The 18,183-nt window shown below is 38.2% G+C and carries 13 protein-coding genes and 1 tRNA gene; 8 read left to right on the top strand and 6 right to left on the bottom strand.

Annotated features, from left to right (window positions below; genetic code table 11):
- Window positions 1-23: 23 nt before the first annotated feature.
- The gene (locus HMPREF9144_RS03115) at window positions 24-791 is read left to right on the top strand and encodes an ABC transporter ATP-binding protein (protein ID WP_006044405.1); all 768 of its coding nucleotides are present in this window, start codon (window positions 24-26) and stop codon (window positions 789-791) included.
- A gap of 932 nt (window positions 792-1,723) precedes the next feature.
- On the opposite strand, the gene HMPREF9144_RS03120 is transcribed toward HMPREF9144_RS03115, so the two are convergent.
- The 5 genes from HMPREF9144_RS03120 to HMPREF9144_RS03140 all read right to left on the bottom strand — a co-directional run bounded on the left by HMPREF9144_RS03120 (window position 1,724) and on the right by HMPREF9144_RS03140 (window position 9,082).
- Entirely contained in the window at window positions 1,724-4,948 is a 3,225-nt protein-coding gene (locus HMPREF9144_RS03120) for a hypothetical protein (protein ID WP_006044407.1), read from the bottom strand.
- Window positions 4,945-7,434 (bottom strand): OmpA family protein, encoded by a 2,490-nt coding sequence (locus tag HMPREF9144_RS03125; RefSeq protein WP_006044408.1) that lies wholly within the window; start codon window positions 7,432-7,434, stop codon window positions 4,945-4,947. The genes HMPREF9144_RS03120 and HMPREF9144_RS03125 overlap by 4 nt, the downstream gene beginning before the upstream one ends.
- Window positions 7,435-7,444: 10 nt before the next feature.
- Entirely contained in the window at window positions 7,445-7,999 is a 555-nt protein-coding gene (locus HMPREF9144_RS03130) for a DUF3575 domain-containing protein (RefSeq protein WP_006044409.1), read from the bottom strand.
- The gene (locus tag HMPREF9144_RS03135) at window positions 7,996-8,928 is read right to left on the bottom strand and encodes a DUF3575 domain-containing protein (protein WP_006044410.1); all 933 of its coding nucleotides are present in this window, start codon (window positions 8,926-8,928) and stop codon (window positions 7,996-7,998) included. Before HMPREF9144_RS03135 ends, HMPREF9144_RS03130 begins: the two co-directional genes overlap by 4 nt.
- A 72-nt stretch (window positions 8,929-9,000) precedes the next feature.
- Window positions 9,001-9,082: transfer RNA gene (locus HMPREF9144_RS03140), tRNA-Leu, on the bottom strand.
- Between the two features lie 442 nt (window positions 9,083-9,524).
- Here HMPREF9144_RS03140 and HMPREF9144_RS03145 point away from each other — a divergent pair.
- The 3 genes from HMPREF9144_RS03145 to HMPREF9144_RS03155 all read left to right on the top strand — a co-directional run bounded on the left by HMPREF9144_RS03145 (window position 9,525) and on the right by HMPREF9144_RS03155 (window position 11,886).
- Window positions 9,525-10,625 carry a sensor histidine kinase gene (locus HMPREF9144_RS03145; protein WP_006044411.1) on the top strand — a complete coding sequence of 367 codons (1,101 nt, stop codon included), beginning with the start codon at window positions 9,525-9,527 and terminating at the stop codon, window positions 10,623-10,625.
- Window positions 10,610-11,344, top strand: coding sequence for a LytR/AlgR family response regulator transcription factor (locus HMPREF9144_RS03150; RefSeq protein ID WP_006044412.1), 735 nt, complete (start codon window positions 10,610-10,612; stop codon window positions 11,342-11,344). The genes HMPREF9144_RS03145 and HMPREF9144_RS03150 overlap by 16 nt, the downstream gene beginning before the upstream one ends.
- A gap of 146 nt (window positions 11,345-11,490) precedes the next feature.
- Window positions 11,491-11,886, top strand: coding sequence for an FMN-binding protein (locus HMPREF9144_RS03155; protein ID WP_006044413.1), 396 nt, complete (start codon window positions 11,491-11,493; stop codon window positions 11,884-11,886).
- A 635-nt stretch (window positions 11,887-12,521) separates the two neighbouring features.
- On the opposite strand, the gene HMPREF9144_RS03160 is transcribed toward HMPREF9144_RS03155, so the two are convergent.
- Window positions 12,522-13,535 carry an aspartate-semialdehyde dehydrogenase gene (locus HMPREF9144_RS03160; RefSeq protein ID WP_006044414.1) on the bottom strand — a complete coding sequence of 338 codons (1,014 nt, stop codon included), beginning with the start codon at window positions 13,533-13,535 and terminating at the stop codon, window positions 12,522-12,524.
- 175 nt (window positions 13,536-13,710) lie between these two features.
- Here HMPREF9144_RS03160 and HMPREF9144_RS03165 point away from each other — a divergent pair, with 175 nt between their 5' ends.
- Genes HMPREF9144_RS03165 through HMPREF9144_RS03180 form a run of 4 tightly spaced genes read left to right on the top strand, consistent with a single transcriptional unit; the run spans window position 13,711 to window position 18,006 of the window.
- Window positions 13,711-15,831, top strand: a complete 2,121-nt coding sequence (locus HMPREF9144_RS03165) for a cation:proton antiporter (RefSeq protein ID WP_006044415.1) — start codon at window positions 13,711-13,713, stop codon at window positions 15,829-15,831.
- Between the two features lie 4 nt (window positions 15,832-15,835).
- Window positions 15,836-16,513, top strand: a complete 678-nt coding sequence (locus HMPREF9144_RS03170) for an ABC transporter ATP-binding protein (RefSeq protein ID WP_006044416.1) — start codon at window positions 15,836-15,838, stop codon at window positions 16,511-16,513.
- A 23-nt stretch (window positions 16,514-16,536) separates the two neighbouring features.
- Window positions 16,537-17,394, top strand: coding sequence for a CvfB family protein (locus HMPREF9144_RS03175; protein ID WP_006044417.1), 858 nt, complete (start codon window positions 16,537-16,539; stop codon window positions 17,392-17,394).
- Between the two features lie 15 nt (window positions 17,395-17,409).
- Entirely contained in the window at window positions 17,410-18,006 is a 597-nt protein-coding gene (locus tag HMPREF9144_RS03180) for a tetratricopeptide repeat protein (RefSeq protein ID WP_006044418.1), read from the top strand.
- Window positions 18,007-18,183 lie beyond the last annotated feature (177 nt).

The raw sequence follows: 18,183 nt of genomic DNA on the forward strand, positions 1-18,183 counted from the left end.
TATTTCGTAATAGGCTTACAAATATGATAGAAGTTAAAAACTTATATAAATCGTTTGGCGATAAAAAAGTGCTTCACGACATAAATACAGTGTTTGAAGATGGTAAAACTAACTTGATTATTGGACAGAGTGGAGCAGGAAAAACAGTGTTACTGCAGTGTCTTGTGGGATTGTTAGAGCCTACAAGTGGAGAAGTACTTTACGACCATCGCAACTTTGTAGCGATGAATAAAAAAGAGAAGATTAGAATGCGCAGAGAGATGGGAATGATTTTCCAAGGCTCTGCTTTGTTCGATTCGCTCACTGTTTTCGAAAATGTTCGTTTTCCTCTTGATATGTTTTCTAATATGACACCAGCGGAGCGCGATGCACAGGCGCAAAAATGTATAGAACGTGTGAACCTAATGGGAGCAGAAAACAAATATCCTGAAGAAATATCGGGCGGTATGCAGAAGCGTGTGGCTATAGCGCGTGCTATAGTAATGAATCCTAAATATTTGTTTTGCGATGAGCCGAACTCTGGTCTTGATCCTAAAACATCGTTGGTTATCGACCAACTATTGTCGGACATTACGAAAGAATTTGATATTACCACTATTATTAATACGCACGATATGAACTCTGTTATGGGAATTGGTGAACACATTGTGTTTATTGCAGATGGTAAAGTAGAGTGGCAAGGGAACAAAGACACGGTGATGTCGAGCAATAATCAGAAACTAAACGACCTTGTATTTGCATCTGATTTGTTTAAGAAAGTAAAGCAGGTAGAGACCGGAAAGAAAAAATAAAGCACTCTGCTTTTATCCATATTTCATTGCTTTTTTCTTCGCATATTCTGTATGTTTGGTTTATATGGCTAACATTATTAAGAATATGCGTTTTTATTGATTATGGATATTTATATGTACTTCTTGCGTAGGAGTTTTATAGCCGATGCAAACGAGTAGTGAGAGATAATGTTTAAAAAACAATTTGATTATTCTACCGTAGCATCGTCGTATTTTGTTTATACTATTACTTCTTGCCATCTTTTGTTGTCTGCTTGGCATCTTGTTAGCCTTTCTAACTTGATTCCGTAGTAAATTGGTGGAGACTTTATAAGCTGTGTCTACTGGTTTTGAAAAATAAAATAGAACATTTTAGATAGTAAGAAAAATCAGCCACATTTTAGTTCTTTTTGTTTTAGATATCTCTAACGCTTGTCTCAGATATCTCTAACGCTTGTCTCAGATATCTCTAACGCTTGTCTCAGATATCTGTCACGTTCGTCTCAGATATCTGTCAGTTACGTTTTAGATATCATAAAAAACTATGTCTTTTATAATGCTATATTATACTACCTAAAATATGTTTATTCAGATGAGTAGTATGAATTTGTTTTTTCTGTGGTATTTTGCTTTGGATATTCTTCTAAGTTGTTGAACAGTAATATGTTGTTTTGTGTATTGTTATATAGTTGTGGCTTTTATCACAATTGTTTTCTTTTCTAAAAAGTCTTCATCTCTATTCTGTTGAGTATATCTAACTTGTTGCAACTCATTATGCCTTCGTTATAAAGTCAATTAATCTGCTCGACAGAAAAACAAAATAAATCAAGATTCTAATAGCCTATTTGAATGAAAAAAAGGCTGAATGGCGAGGCATACAATTATATGTTGGTTGCCTGTCCCTTCAGCCTATTATGTCTTTCTTTTTTGTATTCTACTTTTCTTAATGGAGCTTACCAGTTGTACATTACTCCAAAGTCTATGCAATTTAAAGCAGTAATCTTTCCTAAGAGATTAGTTCCTGGTAGCAAACTGTCGCGACCTAAGAAGCCCATTAAGTAGATGTTGTGATTATAGAATGCAGAAAAATTCTTTGCAATCTGGTGACTAACCGTCATTCCCATATTTATGGCGCCATCTTTAGAGTGCTCTTTGTTGGTTTGAATACCAATAGCAGGACCTGCATATAGCGCAACGTTCCATGCACGGTTAGGTCTGTATCCACGGAAATAAGCGAGTAAATCGAGTTGGAAATCTGCCGAAACAAATAGAATGTTTCGCTTATCTTCGTTGAAGCTTGCTATATTGTTTTCAATGTAGGCATACTTAACATTGTCCATCATGTATTCTAATCCAAGTCGGACAGCCGAAACCTCATTCAGTTTGTAGCCTCCAAAAGCCGATAGGTTAATTTTTGCACCGCTATCTTTAAACCGGTGTTTTGTGAGTAGAATATTCCAACCACCACCCAGAGCGGCGAAAAAGCGCATTGGTTTTTTAGACGCAAACGATGTCATATCTGCATCTTCGTAGCGCGCAATACGGTTGAAAGGCACAGTTAAACCTACACGAACAGAGAACGAATTGCCCAACTTAAGTGGTGTGCTGCCCATTTCTCTTGTTCTATATAGAGTGTTTCCTGCTGCGTTAATATAGATATTGTCGTGTGCATTGAGCGAAGAATACATTGGTTCAATGTTTAGACGCAAGTCTCTACTAAGTCGTGTCCATAGCTGTAGTCCCACGCGGAAGCCGTCTACCGTAATTCTTGAACCCTTAATAGTATGCTCAGCATCGTTCATAACAAGCCAACCGTTTTGGTAACCTAAGAGAATATTTGCTCCAACCAGAGAGTGCTGGTTGTAGTTTTTGCTTAATCCCATCGGATTAATGATCACATCGCCAGCAATTGTACCTAAGCCAATAGCATGGTGAATGTCTTCTGTTTGTCCATTCGTAGTGTGTGTAGTGGTCATATCCACACCTTTTGCCATATTCAAACCAACACGTGCTCCTAAGAAAGAGTTTGCCCACCAGCCTAAAGATAGTTGCATTGATGTTCCCCACGAGTCTTTTCCCTTACTTGGTAGCATAGGATAGTTGGCATACCCATATCCGTAATCAAGAAAGAAGCGATGTAAACCCGACGATGGTGCTGTTTTCCACGGCAGGTTCTTAATGGTTTTAATAAATCCGTCGAGATGATATTTAGCTCCCACTGTAAGTACATTCGATATGGCTCCAGGAGTTGTGTATATCTGGTCAGAGTCATAATGGCTGCTTGGCATCCAATAAACAGTGTGGCTATAAAACAAGGATAGATAGGGGAGAACACGATATGAGAGCATTCCACCAAAGTTAGCACCAACATCTGCTTTTTTACCATATTTGCTTAGCACCAGAGATGGGCCACCATAAAGTTCTACATTCCATCTTCTTCCAGGACGATATCCCGTCATAGCGTTGAGTACATTGAACTGATAGTCGGCAGATATGAATGTGTTTTTATAAGTAAACTTATAGAAGTTGCCGCTGCCATTCTTTTGCCAGATGGGATTCGCAACATAATCTACCATAAGTTTTGCTCCGCTATACATATTAAAGTTATAGCCAATAAAGCCATTGAAGTTTAAAAGCAGTCCGCGCGACTTGCCTGTATATCTCCATTTGTTAATGGTAGTGTTCCAACCAAATCCTCCCCCCATAAAGAAGCCACTCTCTGGAAGGTCATTCTTTGCATTATTAACATCGTAGTTACGTTGCAATTTATTGCGGAATAGTACAGCTAAACCCAATTTAAAGTCAGTCTGACTATATTTCATACGTCCATCTGGACGATCGAAGTGTTCTATTAGAATGTAATTTGGCTCAAAAGTTAGGCGCAAATCGTTTGTAATTTTAGCCCAGAATTGTGCACCTAATCGGTATCCAGCGTATCGTCCACTCGTTTTATCATTTATATTAGTGTGTACTAATTGGAGCTGTCCTAATTCGTAACCACCGTAAAGATTCAGTCCCACCGGGCTATCCCAGTTGTAATGACGTGTAAAACCGAACGGATTGAGCATAGCATCGAGCGAAACGCCCGACTTTCCAAGTAGCGATGTGGTTTCGCTTGCCTTTGTCCATGCAGCATTCGTTAGGTTAATGCCTGCTCGTAAACCAATAGCCGACGACATCCATTGACCAATATTAGCACTAACACTATAACCAATGGTTTTTCCAACCTTTAAGTTTGTAGAATAATAATACGATGGACCTATGCTGTATTCGAAGAACCAAGGACGTCGCCAGTGTAGTCTAGCAGGGTCTTCGAGGAACAATCGCTTATCATCGGTAAAATATTTTTGGAAGTCGCCCGCATCTTTTTGTGCAGACATATTGTTGTAGAAGTACCAAATATACGATAGATTTACACCATAACCAATGCTGAAGTGGTTAAATTTAGAGGCTTTATCTAAGTCCATTCCCTCTGTACCAGCCATAATATACGGCTCTATAGCAAGTGCAGCATGTGTTCCGGCAAGGAATTTAAACTGTAAACCAGTATGTATATTGTAAGAGGTTGCTTTATCTTTCATAGTTCTCGCAACAGCAGAACCATTATATTTTGTTAAGTGCGAGTGTTGAAAACCTAAACCAAGTATGCCCGATACGCTTAATGGACGGTCAGGACGATAACCCAAAAGATAGTTTGAGAAGTTGAAAAGATAGTCGGCATTGGCGCGCATCGTCCAATTTACGTTAGCTTCGCCACTAATGTAACCAAGCTCTCCGCCTATTCCCAGACGGAAAGAACTCATCGGACTAAGTTCTTTTCCTATTCGGAGATGAATACCAGCTTGCGTTGTTAATTGATAATCGTTATTATGCTGATAGAATACGGCACCAGCTCCTAAGTCTAAGAATGTATGTTTACCGAAGCCACCCTTTGTCCATTTGTCGCCTTGATAGCGGTGTCGGTTGTCTAAACTGTAGTCTAATGCATTGAAGTTTCTTTGTTTTGGTGTTCCATAATAAGCTGTATCAATTTTTACCGTAATATCTTCTGCTTGCATTTTCTGTTCTAACTCGCTCAAATCCCTTACAACAGTGTCGGTAGGTTGGCTTATTGGAGTTTGTGCTTGAAGGGTTATAATAGCAAAAAATGCCATTACCAAAGGTACTATTCTATTCATTTTTTAATCTCCTCTACAGGTAAAGTGGTTGTTGGCGTGCCATTATTATTGTTCTCTTCCGTTGTTTCTTTATTGTCGTTTGACTCTTCTTCTTGTTCTGGTGCCTTAATTTTACCAGCAGCAATCATCAAATCAGTAAACTTTTGTCTGTATAACTCTGCCTTCTTTTCATCGTAAGGGTTTCTTTTGCGCACATCATCAGGAATATTTGCATCAGAATTATATAAGCCTTTGTATTGTGGACGCATATCGAAACAATGCTGAAAGTAGGCTAAGAATGAAGGTATAGTGTTGTCGGTCATTCGCAATGCTACATCAGGACCATATTTTGCGGTGAGTTCCATAAAATCATCATCGCTTATTTCTGGCTTTCCTGCTTCAATAACCCCTTTCATATACCATTTCTTCGCGTTATTATCGGGCAGCGAATCTATAAGTGGTTCAAGCTCTTCGTACGTTTTTCCTAATTCAGAAGCTAGTTCAAAGTTTAGTATCGCATAATTCTCTGCATTTGTTTTCATAACGTAATCCAATGCATCTTTGGCACGACGAGCTTCATCAGCAGTCTTGTTTTGCTTGAAGAAAAGAGTTTCTAAGTCAGTAAACATCTTTATATTCTTATACTCATCGGTATCTGGAAGTTTATTCGCAAGGTGATAAGCTTCACCAAGTTTCATAGCTTTGAAATACATTATAGCTTGGTTGGCTACAAGCTCTCGTCTGTTTACGATGTAATGATACTCGTTATCGAAAGATATTGGACGCGAAACTTCTAAACCAGACTTCATATCTATAAATGGTGAAAGAATAGATAAGTCTATAGAATCGCTCTCTATGGCATAGCAAGCAACACGGTTTGCAATATAAGCAGCAAATGGGCTATATTGCATCGTCCGCCGTGTTTTAATCTCATTCCATGCCCGATAAGTTAGTTTACGTAGTTCTGTGGAGTCTTTTATTTGTGTAAAGAGATTATAATAATCTCCGTTTGAGAATACATTTTTGCCTCCTTTTTGGTAATCTTTGTCGTTATAGTAAGTCCATAACACTTCTTGTGGGTCGAGAACCTTATTCTGACGTAGCGTATAAGTACAGCGCATTAGACGTTGATTCTGCAATATCTCCTGAATAACAGGTTGGTTCTGCATTTCGCGCAACCCACTAATATTATTGTTAAATGCGTAGTTGCGTAATGTGTTAGCCTCTGTTTCTAAGTTACGAGCTTTCAACGAATCTGCAACGTCGAACCATGTATAAACTAAAGGCTCTTTTACTTCAAGGCCAGCACTCGATATTTGTCCGCCTATAATAGACAGTGCTTTCTTTGCACGTGTAGTAGCTAATTTAGTATTTGATGCTACATTGCCTTCAGGCGATGCTGTTCCTTGAACTGTAAAGTTCATTAAAGCACGACCATAAGAGCGAAGTTCCTTAACAAGCTGTTCTAAATTCTGCTGATTAGAGGCATCAGAAGTTAGTTCATCTTTACCAACCACGAATGTCAATTGTAGGTCGCGTGGTACTTCTCTAAGCTGAGCTCTGGCTTGTTCATAGTACTGTGGCGTTAGCTTAATTTGTTTCATAGCCATCGAAACATCTATTAGCTTCCATGGTTTACGTGTATTGCAAGTTCCGCTTTTCGATTTGTCTTCAAAGTAAATGTGGGTGTAATCTTCTAGTCTTAACACCGAGCCCCACTTGTAACTCTTGTTTGGATTAGGTTTTGGATACGTTGTTTCCCAATGAAAGGTAAACGCATCGTTAGTGGTTGGTTGGTCTTCGATGTAATAGCTATGCAGCGAATCGTTACGATTGTAATCGAAACTCTTTCTTCTAATTTGGTTCTTGTGATATTGTTTTCCCTCGAACACCAGTGGTTCAAGATATTGTATGGTGTCTTCTTCTTCGCAATTGATAACCATTGGTTGGAAGATGAGCCGTGAATGGTCTTTTGTATACCATTCTGGTAGCCTTATTGTAACATTCCAATGTAGGTTTGGACCATCATCAATAGGCTTCATTTCAACGATGTTTGCGCCTGTGCGTTTTCCTATAACAGTTGTATTGGCAAGCAAGAGTGTTTTTGAACCATCGGTAAAAACTATATCGTATTGCAGATTAGAACCAATATTTACTACCTTTACTTCGCCTTCGTTTATAACCATTAGTGCTCCTTTGGCTGAAATATCAGCTTCGAAGTGTCCATCGTAGTCGGGTGTTACGGTTGCATTGCTTTTAATTGTAACCTCTTGACTAATGTTTTTGCTTTTACTTCTATATGTTGCAGCCTGTTTGTTGGCTTCGTTTCGGTTGTCGAATATATAAACGGGAACGGAGAGAGGAACTTTATTGGTTTTACCCCCATCAAACGATTTCATGTTTTTGTATACGTTACCCGTTATGTGCATTACTTGCGCATTAGTTATATTTACGTAAGCAAGCAGTAGATATAGAATAGTCAGGCAACGTTTTATACTCAGTCTCATATTGTTTTCTTTATCTTAATATGTATGAAAGCGTAACGCCAATTTTTGTTGGTAATATTTGGTATCCAGTGTATCCATCTGATGTTCTCACACCAGAAGATATTTCTAAGTTTGGTTGTCCATCTGTTGTTTTCTTTTGATGAAACAAAACCAATCCAATACCTGCATGCGCATCAATTGTCCAACGATTAGAAATAGATGCAACATAGCCAAACGTTAGTCCTGCACCAGCAGCAAAGCCATCGTAGCGTGTATTTCTTACTTTAACATTATAGTCTACGGCTAAAGCACTTACGCCTATAAAGTGGTGATACATAGGTCGCCCTCCAAAATAGTATCTATATTCTGGTTGTACGCCCACCATCTTTGTTTCTGTGTGCCAATATGGCTTGTTATTTGCAAACACGCTTAATCCCAATGTAGAACGATTGCCAATTGTCATCTCAGCGCCTATATTGTAAGTTTGTAGAGCCAACATTGCCACATCTGTATTTACAGAGATGGATTGGCTGTTGGCTATAATTGCCGACATTATACTTAAGAATGTTGCGACTATTCTTTTCATTTCTCTGTTCTTTTCTTTCGTTCTTCAATATCTTTAGCCACTTTCTGTTGTGCCTTTTCTGCTTGCTTCTTAGCTTTCTCGTATTCTTTTAGTCGTTTATTGCGAGCTTTTTCTATGTGCTTAGCTTTCTTTTCTGCTTCCTTAGCAATGTGTAGTGTGTCTTTTGCGTAGGCTTTGTTTGCTTGTTCTATACGATATTTTTCGTCTACAACCTCACGTTTCTTGTATCGGTTAGCTACTTTTGTTCCGAAATGATATATTAAGCCCACTCTAAAAATATCTGTTGAAGCGGCATAAACAAAAGGATTGAACGTTAGTTTGTAACCATTTTGTGGCGTTACAGTGGTATAAACGTGCCGGTTATTGATAACATCGCGACGATATTCTTCGTATTTTGCAAATACGACACCTGCGTTTATACCAAAGTCGAAATCTAAACTTGCACCATTTTGGTAGCCATATAGCTGTGCAACTGTGCCAAACATAAGTCCGCCAGTAAATGCATTTCCTTTCTTTCCTAAGTCTGTAAACTTAATGTTAAACCTATTGGCACCACCATATATACCCCAATAAAACACGCGGCGTGGATTATTTCCATGCCAATATTTGCGCAATTCTATTTTTCCATCGTATAAATCGTACACATTATAAGTAGGGTCTTTTGTTTGTGTGTTCCAGTTAATTCTCCCCGAAATACCGAGCGTCCATTTGTTCCAGTTCTTGTTTCCCAAGGTGTATTCTATGCCAAAATTAGGTGTAAGCATTATCCAGTCTACAACATTTGTGCGCAAACCTATTCTTTCGCCTAATTTTAGGCTATCAACTCTATTATAATAAAGTGCGGAATGTTGTGCATAAGTTAATACTATCATTGGATAAGCAAACAAGAACATAACCAATGTTAATAGGCTTTTTTTAGAGTAAGTCATAATCTTTATTACGCAAGTATAATTAGTGGAGTTATCCTTTTTTAGCGAAACAACGCCTTAATAAAGAAAGAGTGCGCTTGACAGGAATCGAACCTGCACGATGGAAATCACTAGATCCTAAGTCTAGCGCGTCTACCAATTCCGCCACAAGCGCATTTGCGGGTGCAAAGGTAAGCTAACTTTCATTAATAGCCAAATAATTTGGCTTATTTTTCTTGTAATACACTATCTTTTTTGTTTTTCATCTTATTGGAATCCCTATGTTATACCATTTATTCGTATCCCGGCTCTCCTTCGATGCAAGTATATAGATGTATTTTAAGTTTTAACGAAACGACAAAAATGTATATTCAATGTTTACAATGGCTTTGCGGTTTCGGCACAAATGTATCTTTTTCGGTTTTATTTAGTTGTCTTTTTAGAGCAAAACTTTAGCTTCTGTGAATTATAAAGTATAAAAGGAATATTCCGTATAGAGATTTGCGTGAAGAAATAATATTTTTGTATCTTTGCAAAGAGTTCTCATTGTTGAAATGTGAATGCTCTACCTTTAAATAGAATATATGATAAATCTGTTACGGAAAAAGCTACCAAGAGTGTATAAAGAGAATGTTGCTCATTCGCTTTTATGGTTGTTTATCTTTTTTATTCCCGTAGCAGCAATGTCTCTCTATGATAGTAGTACCTTTAGAACATATAGTTGGACTCATATTTTTAGTGTTTGGACGGTTGTTTTCATATATTTTGGTGCATTCTTAGTGCATAATTTCTTTTTGTTACCACTTATTATCTATCGCAAACAACGAATACACTATGTGTGTGGGACCATTATTCTAATACTTATATTTGTACTTGTGTTATATGTTTTTCATACCCAAACAGCGGAAGAAAGTCTGAGAGCTATTGTTCAGGCTGGCTATGTTCAAAGCAGAATTACAGATAATCAGACTACTATTACAACACAAATAATAGTTGTAAACACCATAATCTTAGTGTTAATGTTTGGAATGAATCTTGGCGTAAAGCTCTTTTTTAAATATAATGACGACCAAAAGAAACTATATGATTTAGAAAAAAAGAACCTGGAACAACAGCTAATATCACTGAAATATCAAATAAACCCACACTTTTTTATGAATACTCTCAACAATATACATGCTTTAGTAGATATCGATCCTGAGAAAGCAAAGTGGGCTATTATCGTAATGTCGAAGATGATGCGGTATATTCTTTACGAAGGTAATAATACTTTTATTCCTTTACAGAAAGAAAGCGACTTTATACATAGTTATATTTCGTTGATGCGTATGCGCTATACAGAAAAGGTAAAGATAAATCTTAATATCCCAAAGCAATTTCCAGTGGGCGAAATACCACCACTACTACTCGTATGTTTTGTTGGAAATGCCTTTAAATATGGTATAAGCTATCAGCATATAAGCACAATAGATATTTCGCTTTCTGTAGAAAACGACAAGATAAAGTTTTGCTGTATAAATAGTAAACAGTCTGAAACTGAATGCGAAAAAGGCGGAGTAGGGCTGAAGAGTGTACAACAACGATTGAACCTGATATATCCAAACCGACACAAACTCGTAATAGACGATGGTGAGAAAACTTATAGTGTGTGGTTAGAATTATCATTAACAAATAAGAAAAATGACAAAAAACCAACTCCAAGATGGAAAACAGAATAAGAACTTTAGCAGTAGACGATGAGCCTTTGGCACTGAAACAGCTAGCTACATATATAAAAAATATATCGTTTTTAGAACTGGTTGGCGAATGCCAAAATGCTATTGAAGCAAAGAGAGAAATAGAAAGGCAAACCGTTGATGCTATATTTATAGATATTAATATGCCTGATATGAGTGGACTCGACTTTGTACGCTCGTTAGAAGTAAAGCCTTTAGTGGTGTTTACAACTGCTTATAGCGACTATGCTATAGAAGGTTATAAAGTAGAAGCTATTGATTATCTCCTTAAACCATTTAGCCAAGAAGAACTAATGGCAGCAGCTAAAAGTTTAAAACGGCAGTATGCGTTGTTGCAACAAGCAAAAACAAATGTCTCTTTGGCAGATAACGACACTCTGTTTCTAAAGAATGAATATAAAATTATTCGTATAAACATCAGCGATATACGTTATGTTGAAGGTATGGGCGAGTATCTAAAAATTCATTTTATAAGCGATAGAAAACCATTAATGATACTTTCGAGTATGAAGAAAATGGAGAAACATTTAGCTAATAATAGCTTTATGCGCATTCATCGTTCATGGATTATTAACTTGATAGATATAAACGAAGTAAACAAGAATCGTATTCTTATGAACGATGGTATGTATGTTCCTATTGGCGATATGTACCGCGAAGGCTTCTTAAACTATGTAGACTCTAAGTTTTTGGATAAGTAACAACATATAGTGTTGCTCTTTCTGACAGACACGTTCATACTACTTTCCTTTTCTTCTTCTTTGTCATTTATGAAAAAAGGACTACATTTGCACACAAATAAGTAGATAATGATACTTAACGTAATCAGTAAACAATAATAGTAAAGATGAAGAAACAAATTTCAATTTTAGCGCTTGCAGCTTTAATGACAGTTGGTTTTGCTTTTGCAGCAGGACAAGACGACAATGTGATGCGCAAGCAAAGCGATGGCACTTATGTGGTAAACACAACTACGTTGGCTGCTAATGTAAGTGGTTTTAAGGGGGCTACACCTGTAGAAGTGTACATTAAGAACGATAAAGTGGTAAAGGTTGTAGCGATGAAAAATCGTGAAACACCTCGATATTTTGAACAAGTAGATTCTAAGATGTTACCAAAGTTTGCTGGCAAGCGCATTTCTAAGGTGGGAACAGTAGATGGTGTTAGTGGTGCAACATTCTCGTCAAGAGCAGTGAGACTAAATGTAGAAGCTGCTGTAAAGTATTATAAAGCACACAAATAAAAACATTTCTCTACCTATTGGGCAAGAAAACAACAAACAACATAAGCAGCATTGCAAACTTTAAGTCTGCAATGCTGTTTTCTTTATCTACAATATTAGTTACTCTTTTCTTAGATATCTGTAACATTCCTCTCAGATATCTGTAACGCTCTTCTCAGATATCTGTCAGTTGTAAATTAGATATCATAAACAACAAGAACATTAATGTCTCAATATAATCCTACCTAAAAGATGCTTATCAAAATGAATACAATGATTTCTTTTTTTCATTGGAATTCTAATTTAAGTATTCTAATAATCGGTTGATTTACAATATTTTATATTGTTCGATGTTATATGATGACGGAATTTATTATAATAGCAATCTTTTCTAAAGTATTTATAAAACTATAGTATTTTGATGCATAAAAAAGCCTATTTCGCATTACGAAACAGGCTCTTTTATATAATTGGAATATAGCAGTTGTTCTCTCTAAGAGTGAGATTTAGCAAAATCTAAAACAATTTTATCATATTTGTTTTAGGTTGTATAATGTCTCAGAAATATCCCACTCTCTATTTTCTATTTGCAGCATAGCGCATTTTAATAATGTTCGGCGAAAAATATAGTCTATACAGAGAACAACAAAATTACACTATTTTACGTTCCCCACCTTTATTAAATATTCTGCAATTTGTACGGCATTGAGAGCTGCGCCCTTACGTATCTGGTCGCCCGTGAGCCAAAGTGTAGTACCATTTTCATCGGCAAGGTCTTTACGAATGCGCCCAACATACACATCGTCTTTGCCTGCACTCTCCAATGGCATAGGGTAAACATAATTTTGAGGATCGTCTACGAGTGTAACTCCTGGAGCGGCTTCGAGCACTTTGCGTATTTCGGCAACCTCCAAAGGCTTCTCTGTCTCAATCCAAACTGCCTCCGAATGGCTACGAAGCGACGAAACGCGTACACATGTTGCACTGGTACGAACATCAGAATGCATAATCTTCTGCGTTTCGTAGAACATCTTCATTTCCTCTTTTGTATAGTCGGTCTCAGTCATCTTGTCTATTTGCGGAATCACATTGTAGGCTAACTGGTGCGGAAACTTGCTGATAGTCTCAGCTTCGCCCGTCTCAATAATCTCCTTATATTGCTGTTGTAGTTCCTGCATAGCAGCTGCACCAGCACCAGAAGCACTCTGATAGCTACTGATGCGTACACGTTTTATGTGGCTTAACTGCTCTATGGGGTTTAAAACCACAACCATCATAATAGTGGTGCAGTTAGGATTAGCAATAATACCGCGTGGACGAGTTAGTGCATCTTCTGCATTTATTTCTGGAACAACCAATGGTACGTCTTTTTCCATACGGAATTGACTCGAATTATCAATCATAACAGCACCATACTTAGTGATAGTATCAGCAAATTCAGCCGACGTGCTGCCACCTGCACTAACAAAAGCTATATCAATATCCTTGAAATCATCGTTATGTTGCAGAAGTTTTACTTCGTATTCTTTACCTTTAAATGTGTACTTTCTACCTGTAGACCGACTTGAACCAAAGAGCACAAGCTCGTCTATAGGGAAGTTTCTTTCTGCCAATATGCGGAGAAATTCTTGTCCAACCGCTCCACTGGCTCCAACAATAGCTACTTTCATATCCTTGTTTTTATAATTTTAATAGTGCAATACATCACAAAATGTCTATTCAAACATATACCAGTAAGGCATAAGTTTGTGTTGTTTGCGTTTGCAAAAATACAAAAAAACTCTCTACTTTCACTACTTACCCCATAACTTTTTGCTACCTTTGCACATATTTATAATAGCAATTATGTTCAGAATAGCCCAATATTTCCCCATAACCGATCCAACATTGATTTTCTTTGTGGTATTGATGCTAATTCTATTGTCGCCTATTATTATGGGTAGACTGCGTATTCCTCACATTATAGGAATGGTTTTGGCTGGTGTTTTGGTGGGCGAATACGGATTAAATGTGCTGAAACGCGATGCTTCGTTCGAACTGTTTGGAAGTGTAGGCTTATATTACATTATGTTTCTTGCTGGTCTTGAAATGGATATGGACGGACTGAAGAAAAATAAATGGCGTGTTATGCTGTTTGGTTTTCTCTCCTTTTTTATACCTTATATTCTTACCTTCTTAATGGGAATATATTTGCTACACTACTCAGTAACATCGTCTTTGCTACTTGGTTGTATTATGTCATCAAGCACACTCGTAGCCTATCCTATCGTGGGACGCTATGGTCTTTCTCAGCATTCAGCTTCAACGCTTAGTGTTGGTGGCACAATGGTAGCATTGTTCTTGGCGCTTCTTGTTATGGCAATGATAGTAAATTTGTGTCAAGGCGGTAGTGGTGGCATATTCTGGCTATGGTTTATGCTTAAATTTGCACTCTATATATCAGGGCTTATTTACTTTGTTCCGCGCCTTACACGATGGTTTCTGCGTCGCTATTCCGATGCTGTAATGCAGTTTCTCTTTGTTTTAGGCATTCTGTTTCTGTCTGCTGCACTTTCAGAAGCAGTAGGTTTGGAAGGTATTTTTGGAGCGTTCTTTTCAGGGCTAATATTAAATCGCTTCATTCCACGTCTATCTCCACTTATGAATCATATAGAGTTTACAGGCAATGCGCTCTTTATTCCTTATTTCCTAATAGGTGTTGGAATGTTAATAAATGTGCGTTCGTTGTTTGAAGGCACACATATCATTTGGGTTGTACTATGTATTGTCTTCTTTGGAACAACAGGAAAAGCCATTGCAGCCTATCTTGCTGGCTTCTTGTTTCGTTTAAAACGAGAAATGTCTGATATGCTTTTCGGTTTAACAAGTGCCCATGCAGCAGGCGCAATAGCTATGGTGATGGTGGGATTAAAGCTTGAGGTAGCTCCTGGAAAATTCCTTTTCAACGATGAAGTGCTGAATGGTATCGTTATTATGATACTTTTTACTTGCATAATCTCATCGTTTGTAACAGAGAGAGCTGCTCAAAAAATTCGATTAACCGAAAAAGAAGAACCTGAAATGGCGCGAACGCATAACGACGAACGCATTCTTATACCAGTGAAATATCCAGAATATGCCGAGAATTTGCTTTCGTTAGCCATAATGATGCGTAACGAAAAGCTTAAGAAAGAACTTGTTGGACTAAACGTTGTGTACGACGATGTGAATGCAGCAGCCAATCAAGAAGAAGGACGACGTTTATTAGAACATCTGCAAAAGCAAGCTGCGTCTGCCAATGTGCCGATGGTAACACAGGTGCGTATTGCTGCCAACATAGCAAATGGTATAAAACATGCTTTTAAAGAGTTCCAAGCATCTGAGATAGTAATGGGACTACATGCCAAACAAGCTATATCGAAGGGATTTTGGGGACAATTTACACAGAGCCTTTACAATGGTTTGAGCCGCCAAATTACAATAGCTCGTATTGTGCAACCATTGAATACAATTCGTAGAATACAAGTTGTTGTGCCTTCGCGGGCTGAGTTTGAACCTGGCTTTTATCGTTGGTTGGAACGAATAGCACGTTTAGCATCGAACAGCGATTGCCGTGTTGTTTTTCATGCTCGTCAAGAAACCATCGAACTAATTACTGTATATATTCGTAATCGACACCCCAATGTACGGGCTGAATATGTTGAAATGAAGCATTGGAAAGAACTTCCACAGTTGGCTACAGAGGTGCAAGACGACCATTTGTTTGTAATTATCACAGCGCGAAAGGGTACTATATCTTATAAGAATGCGATGGAACGCATACCAGAAGAAGTAAATCGCTTCTTTAAGAGTAAGACTCTTATGATAATATTCCCCGATCAGTATGGCAATCGTATGGACGGTATGACGTTTGCACAGTCGCAACACACCGAAGAACGTAGTGCTTATGATGTTCTACGAGAGTTTATGCAAAAGAAAATAAGATAGAATTATGATAGAGATAAAAGGTGTTACTAAGAGTTTTGGTTCACTGCAAGTGCTGAAAGGTATTGACTTGCGCATTGAGAAAGGCGAGATAGTGAGCATTGTTGGTCCTTCTGGAGCAGGCAAAACCACGTTGCTGCAAATTCTTGGTACGTTAGATAAACCAGATAATGGCTCCGTTGTAGTAGATGGCATTGAAACCAGTACATTATCAACCAATAAACTAAGCGAGTTTCGCAACAAACATCTTGGTTTCGTGTTCCAGTTTCACCAGCTTTTACCAGAGTTTACGGCAATAGAAAACATTATGATACCTGCTTATATTGCAGGAATGAAAAACAAAGAAGCACACAATCGTGCTGAAGAACTATTGGAGTTTATGGGACTGAGCAACCGTGCAAACCATAAACCCAACGAACTTTCTGGTGGCGAAAAGCAGCGTGTGGCAGTGGCAAGGGCGCTAATGAACAATCCTGCAGTAATTCTTGCCGACGAACCGTCGGGTAGTTTGGATTCAAAGAATAAAGAAGAACTACACAAACTCTTTTTCGAATTGCGCGATAAGTTTGGTCAGACTTTTGTTATTGTAACACACGATGAAACGTTGGCTACACTAACCGACCGCACCATACACTTGAAAGACGGACGCATAGTGGGAGAGGGAAGCGAATCCAGCGCAGTATAATAAAGTAAGAAAGGAAATAACAAATGGCAAAACTAAAGATAGGCGATTACAATACGCTTACTGTATTGAAGGTTGCATTGCGCGAAGGCAATAGAGAGCCATTCGGATTGTATCTCGATGGTGGTCGCGCAGGCGAAATATTGATGCCTCAAAAATATGTTCCCAATAATGTTTCGGTGGGCGACGACTTACGTGTTTTTGTGTATCTCGACCAGGAAGAACGCCCCATTGCTACAACCGAGCAGCCACTTGCCGTAGTGGGCGAGTTTGCATATTTGGAATGTTCGTGGGTAAACGAGTATGGTGCATTCCTTAATTGGGGTGTAACAAAAGATTTGTTCTGTCCGTTTCGCGAGCAGAAGAAACGTATGCAGATAGGCGAGTCGTATATTGTACACGTACATCTTGACGAAGAAACCTACCGTTTGGTGGCATCGGCGAAGGTAGAGCATTATTTTGAAGAAGAGAAACCAATGTACAAGCAAGGCGAGGAGGTTGATTTGATGATTTGGCAAAAGACCGAACTTGGCTTCAAAGTCATCATCGACAATAAATATCCCGGACTTGTTTATGGCGACCAAGTGTTCCAGTACGTCCACACGGGCGACCATCTAAAGGGTTATATTGCCACAGTCCGACCAGACGGAAAGATTGACTGCACATTGCAACCAACAGGACAGCAATATGCAAAAGACTTTGCCGAAGTGCTTCTACAATACTTGAAGGACAACGGTGGTGTGTGCAACCTTGGCGATAAAAGCGAAGCAGAAGATATTAAACATCTCTTTCATGTGTCAAAGAAAGTCTACAAGAAAGCCGTTGGCGATCTTTACAAGCGACATCTCATCACAGTTGAACCGCTTGCAATTCACCTTGTGTAACGTCTTTTATCTTATATGAAAAGATTACTTCTGGGCTTCTTTGCTCTGTTTCTGCCTTTCGTGGGTGTTGCACAAGAGGAAGTGCCACACAGAGTAGATACCAATTATGTAGGTAAGCCTGCAACCGAAGCAGATAAATTGCTGGGAGATGCCGACGAAGCGTTTAATAACGAAGATTTTGATACCGCTTTTAAGTATTATCAAAAGGCTGCCGAAGCTGGCAATATAGATGCCTATACTGGTCTGGGGAGATGCTATGCCTATGGTTTGGGCGTAGCATTCAATGCTCAGAGTGCGTTACATTGGTATCAAAAAGCTGCTTATGCAGGTTCAGCTTTAGGGCAATACTATCTTGGCATTCTTTATTTTGAAGGTTGGAACGGTGAAAAACCCGATAAGAAACGTGGCTTAGAGTGGCTCTATAAAGCTGCTAATAGTTGTGAGCCATGGGCAATGTTCTATATAGGAAATTGTTATAGACGTGGCGATGGTGTAGAGAAGAACATAGACGAAGCCATACACTGGTATAAAAAAGCAGCTGAATATGGCGACGAAGATGCACCCAATGTTCTAAAAGAATTAGGTGTCAATGTGCCAAATAGTTCGGAATAGTTATTTTTTATAGCACTATAAATGTATTGAAATATGCGTAAATACATACTGTCTTATGTAATAAATGCAGCGTATTTTCAATAATGTTATGTAACTAAATAGAACGCTATGGTTTATTGGTTATAAAGATATTTTCTTAATTTCTCTCTATTTTCTTTGTTGTTTTTATAGCTTTTT

It is taken from the genome of Prevotella pallens ATCC 700821 (assembly GCF_000220255.1).
In the GTDB taxonomy this organism is placed as follows: Bacteria; Bacteroidota; Bacteroidia; order Bacteroidales; family Bacteroidaceae; genus Prevotella; species Prevotella pallens.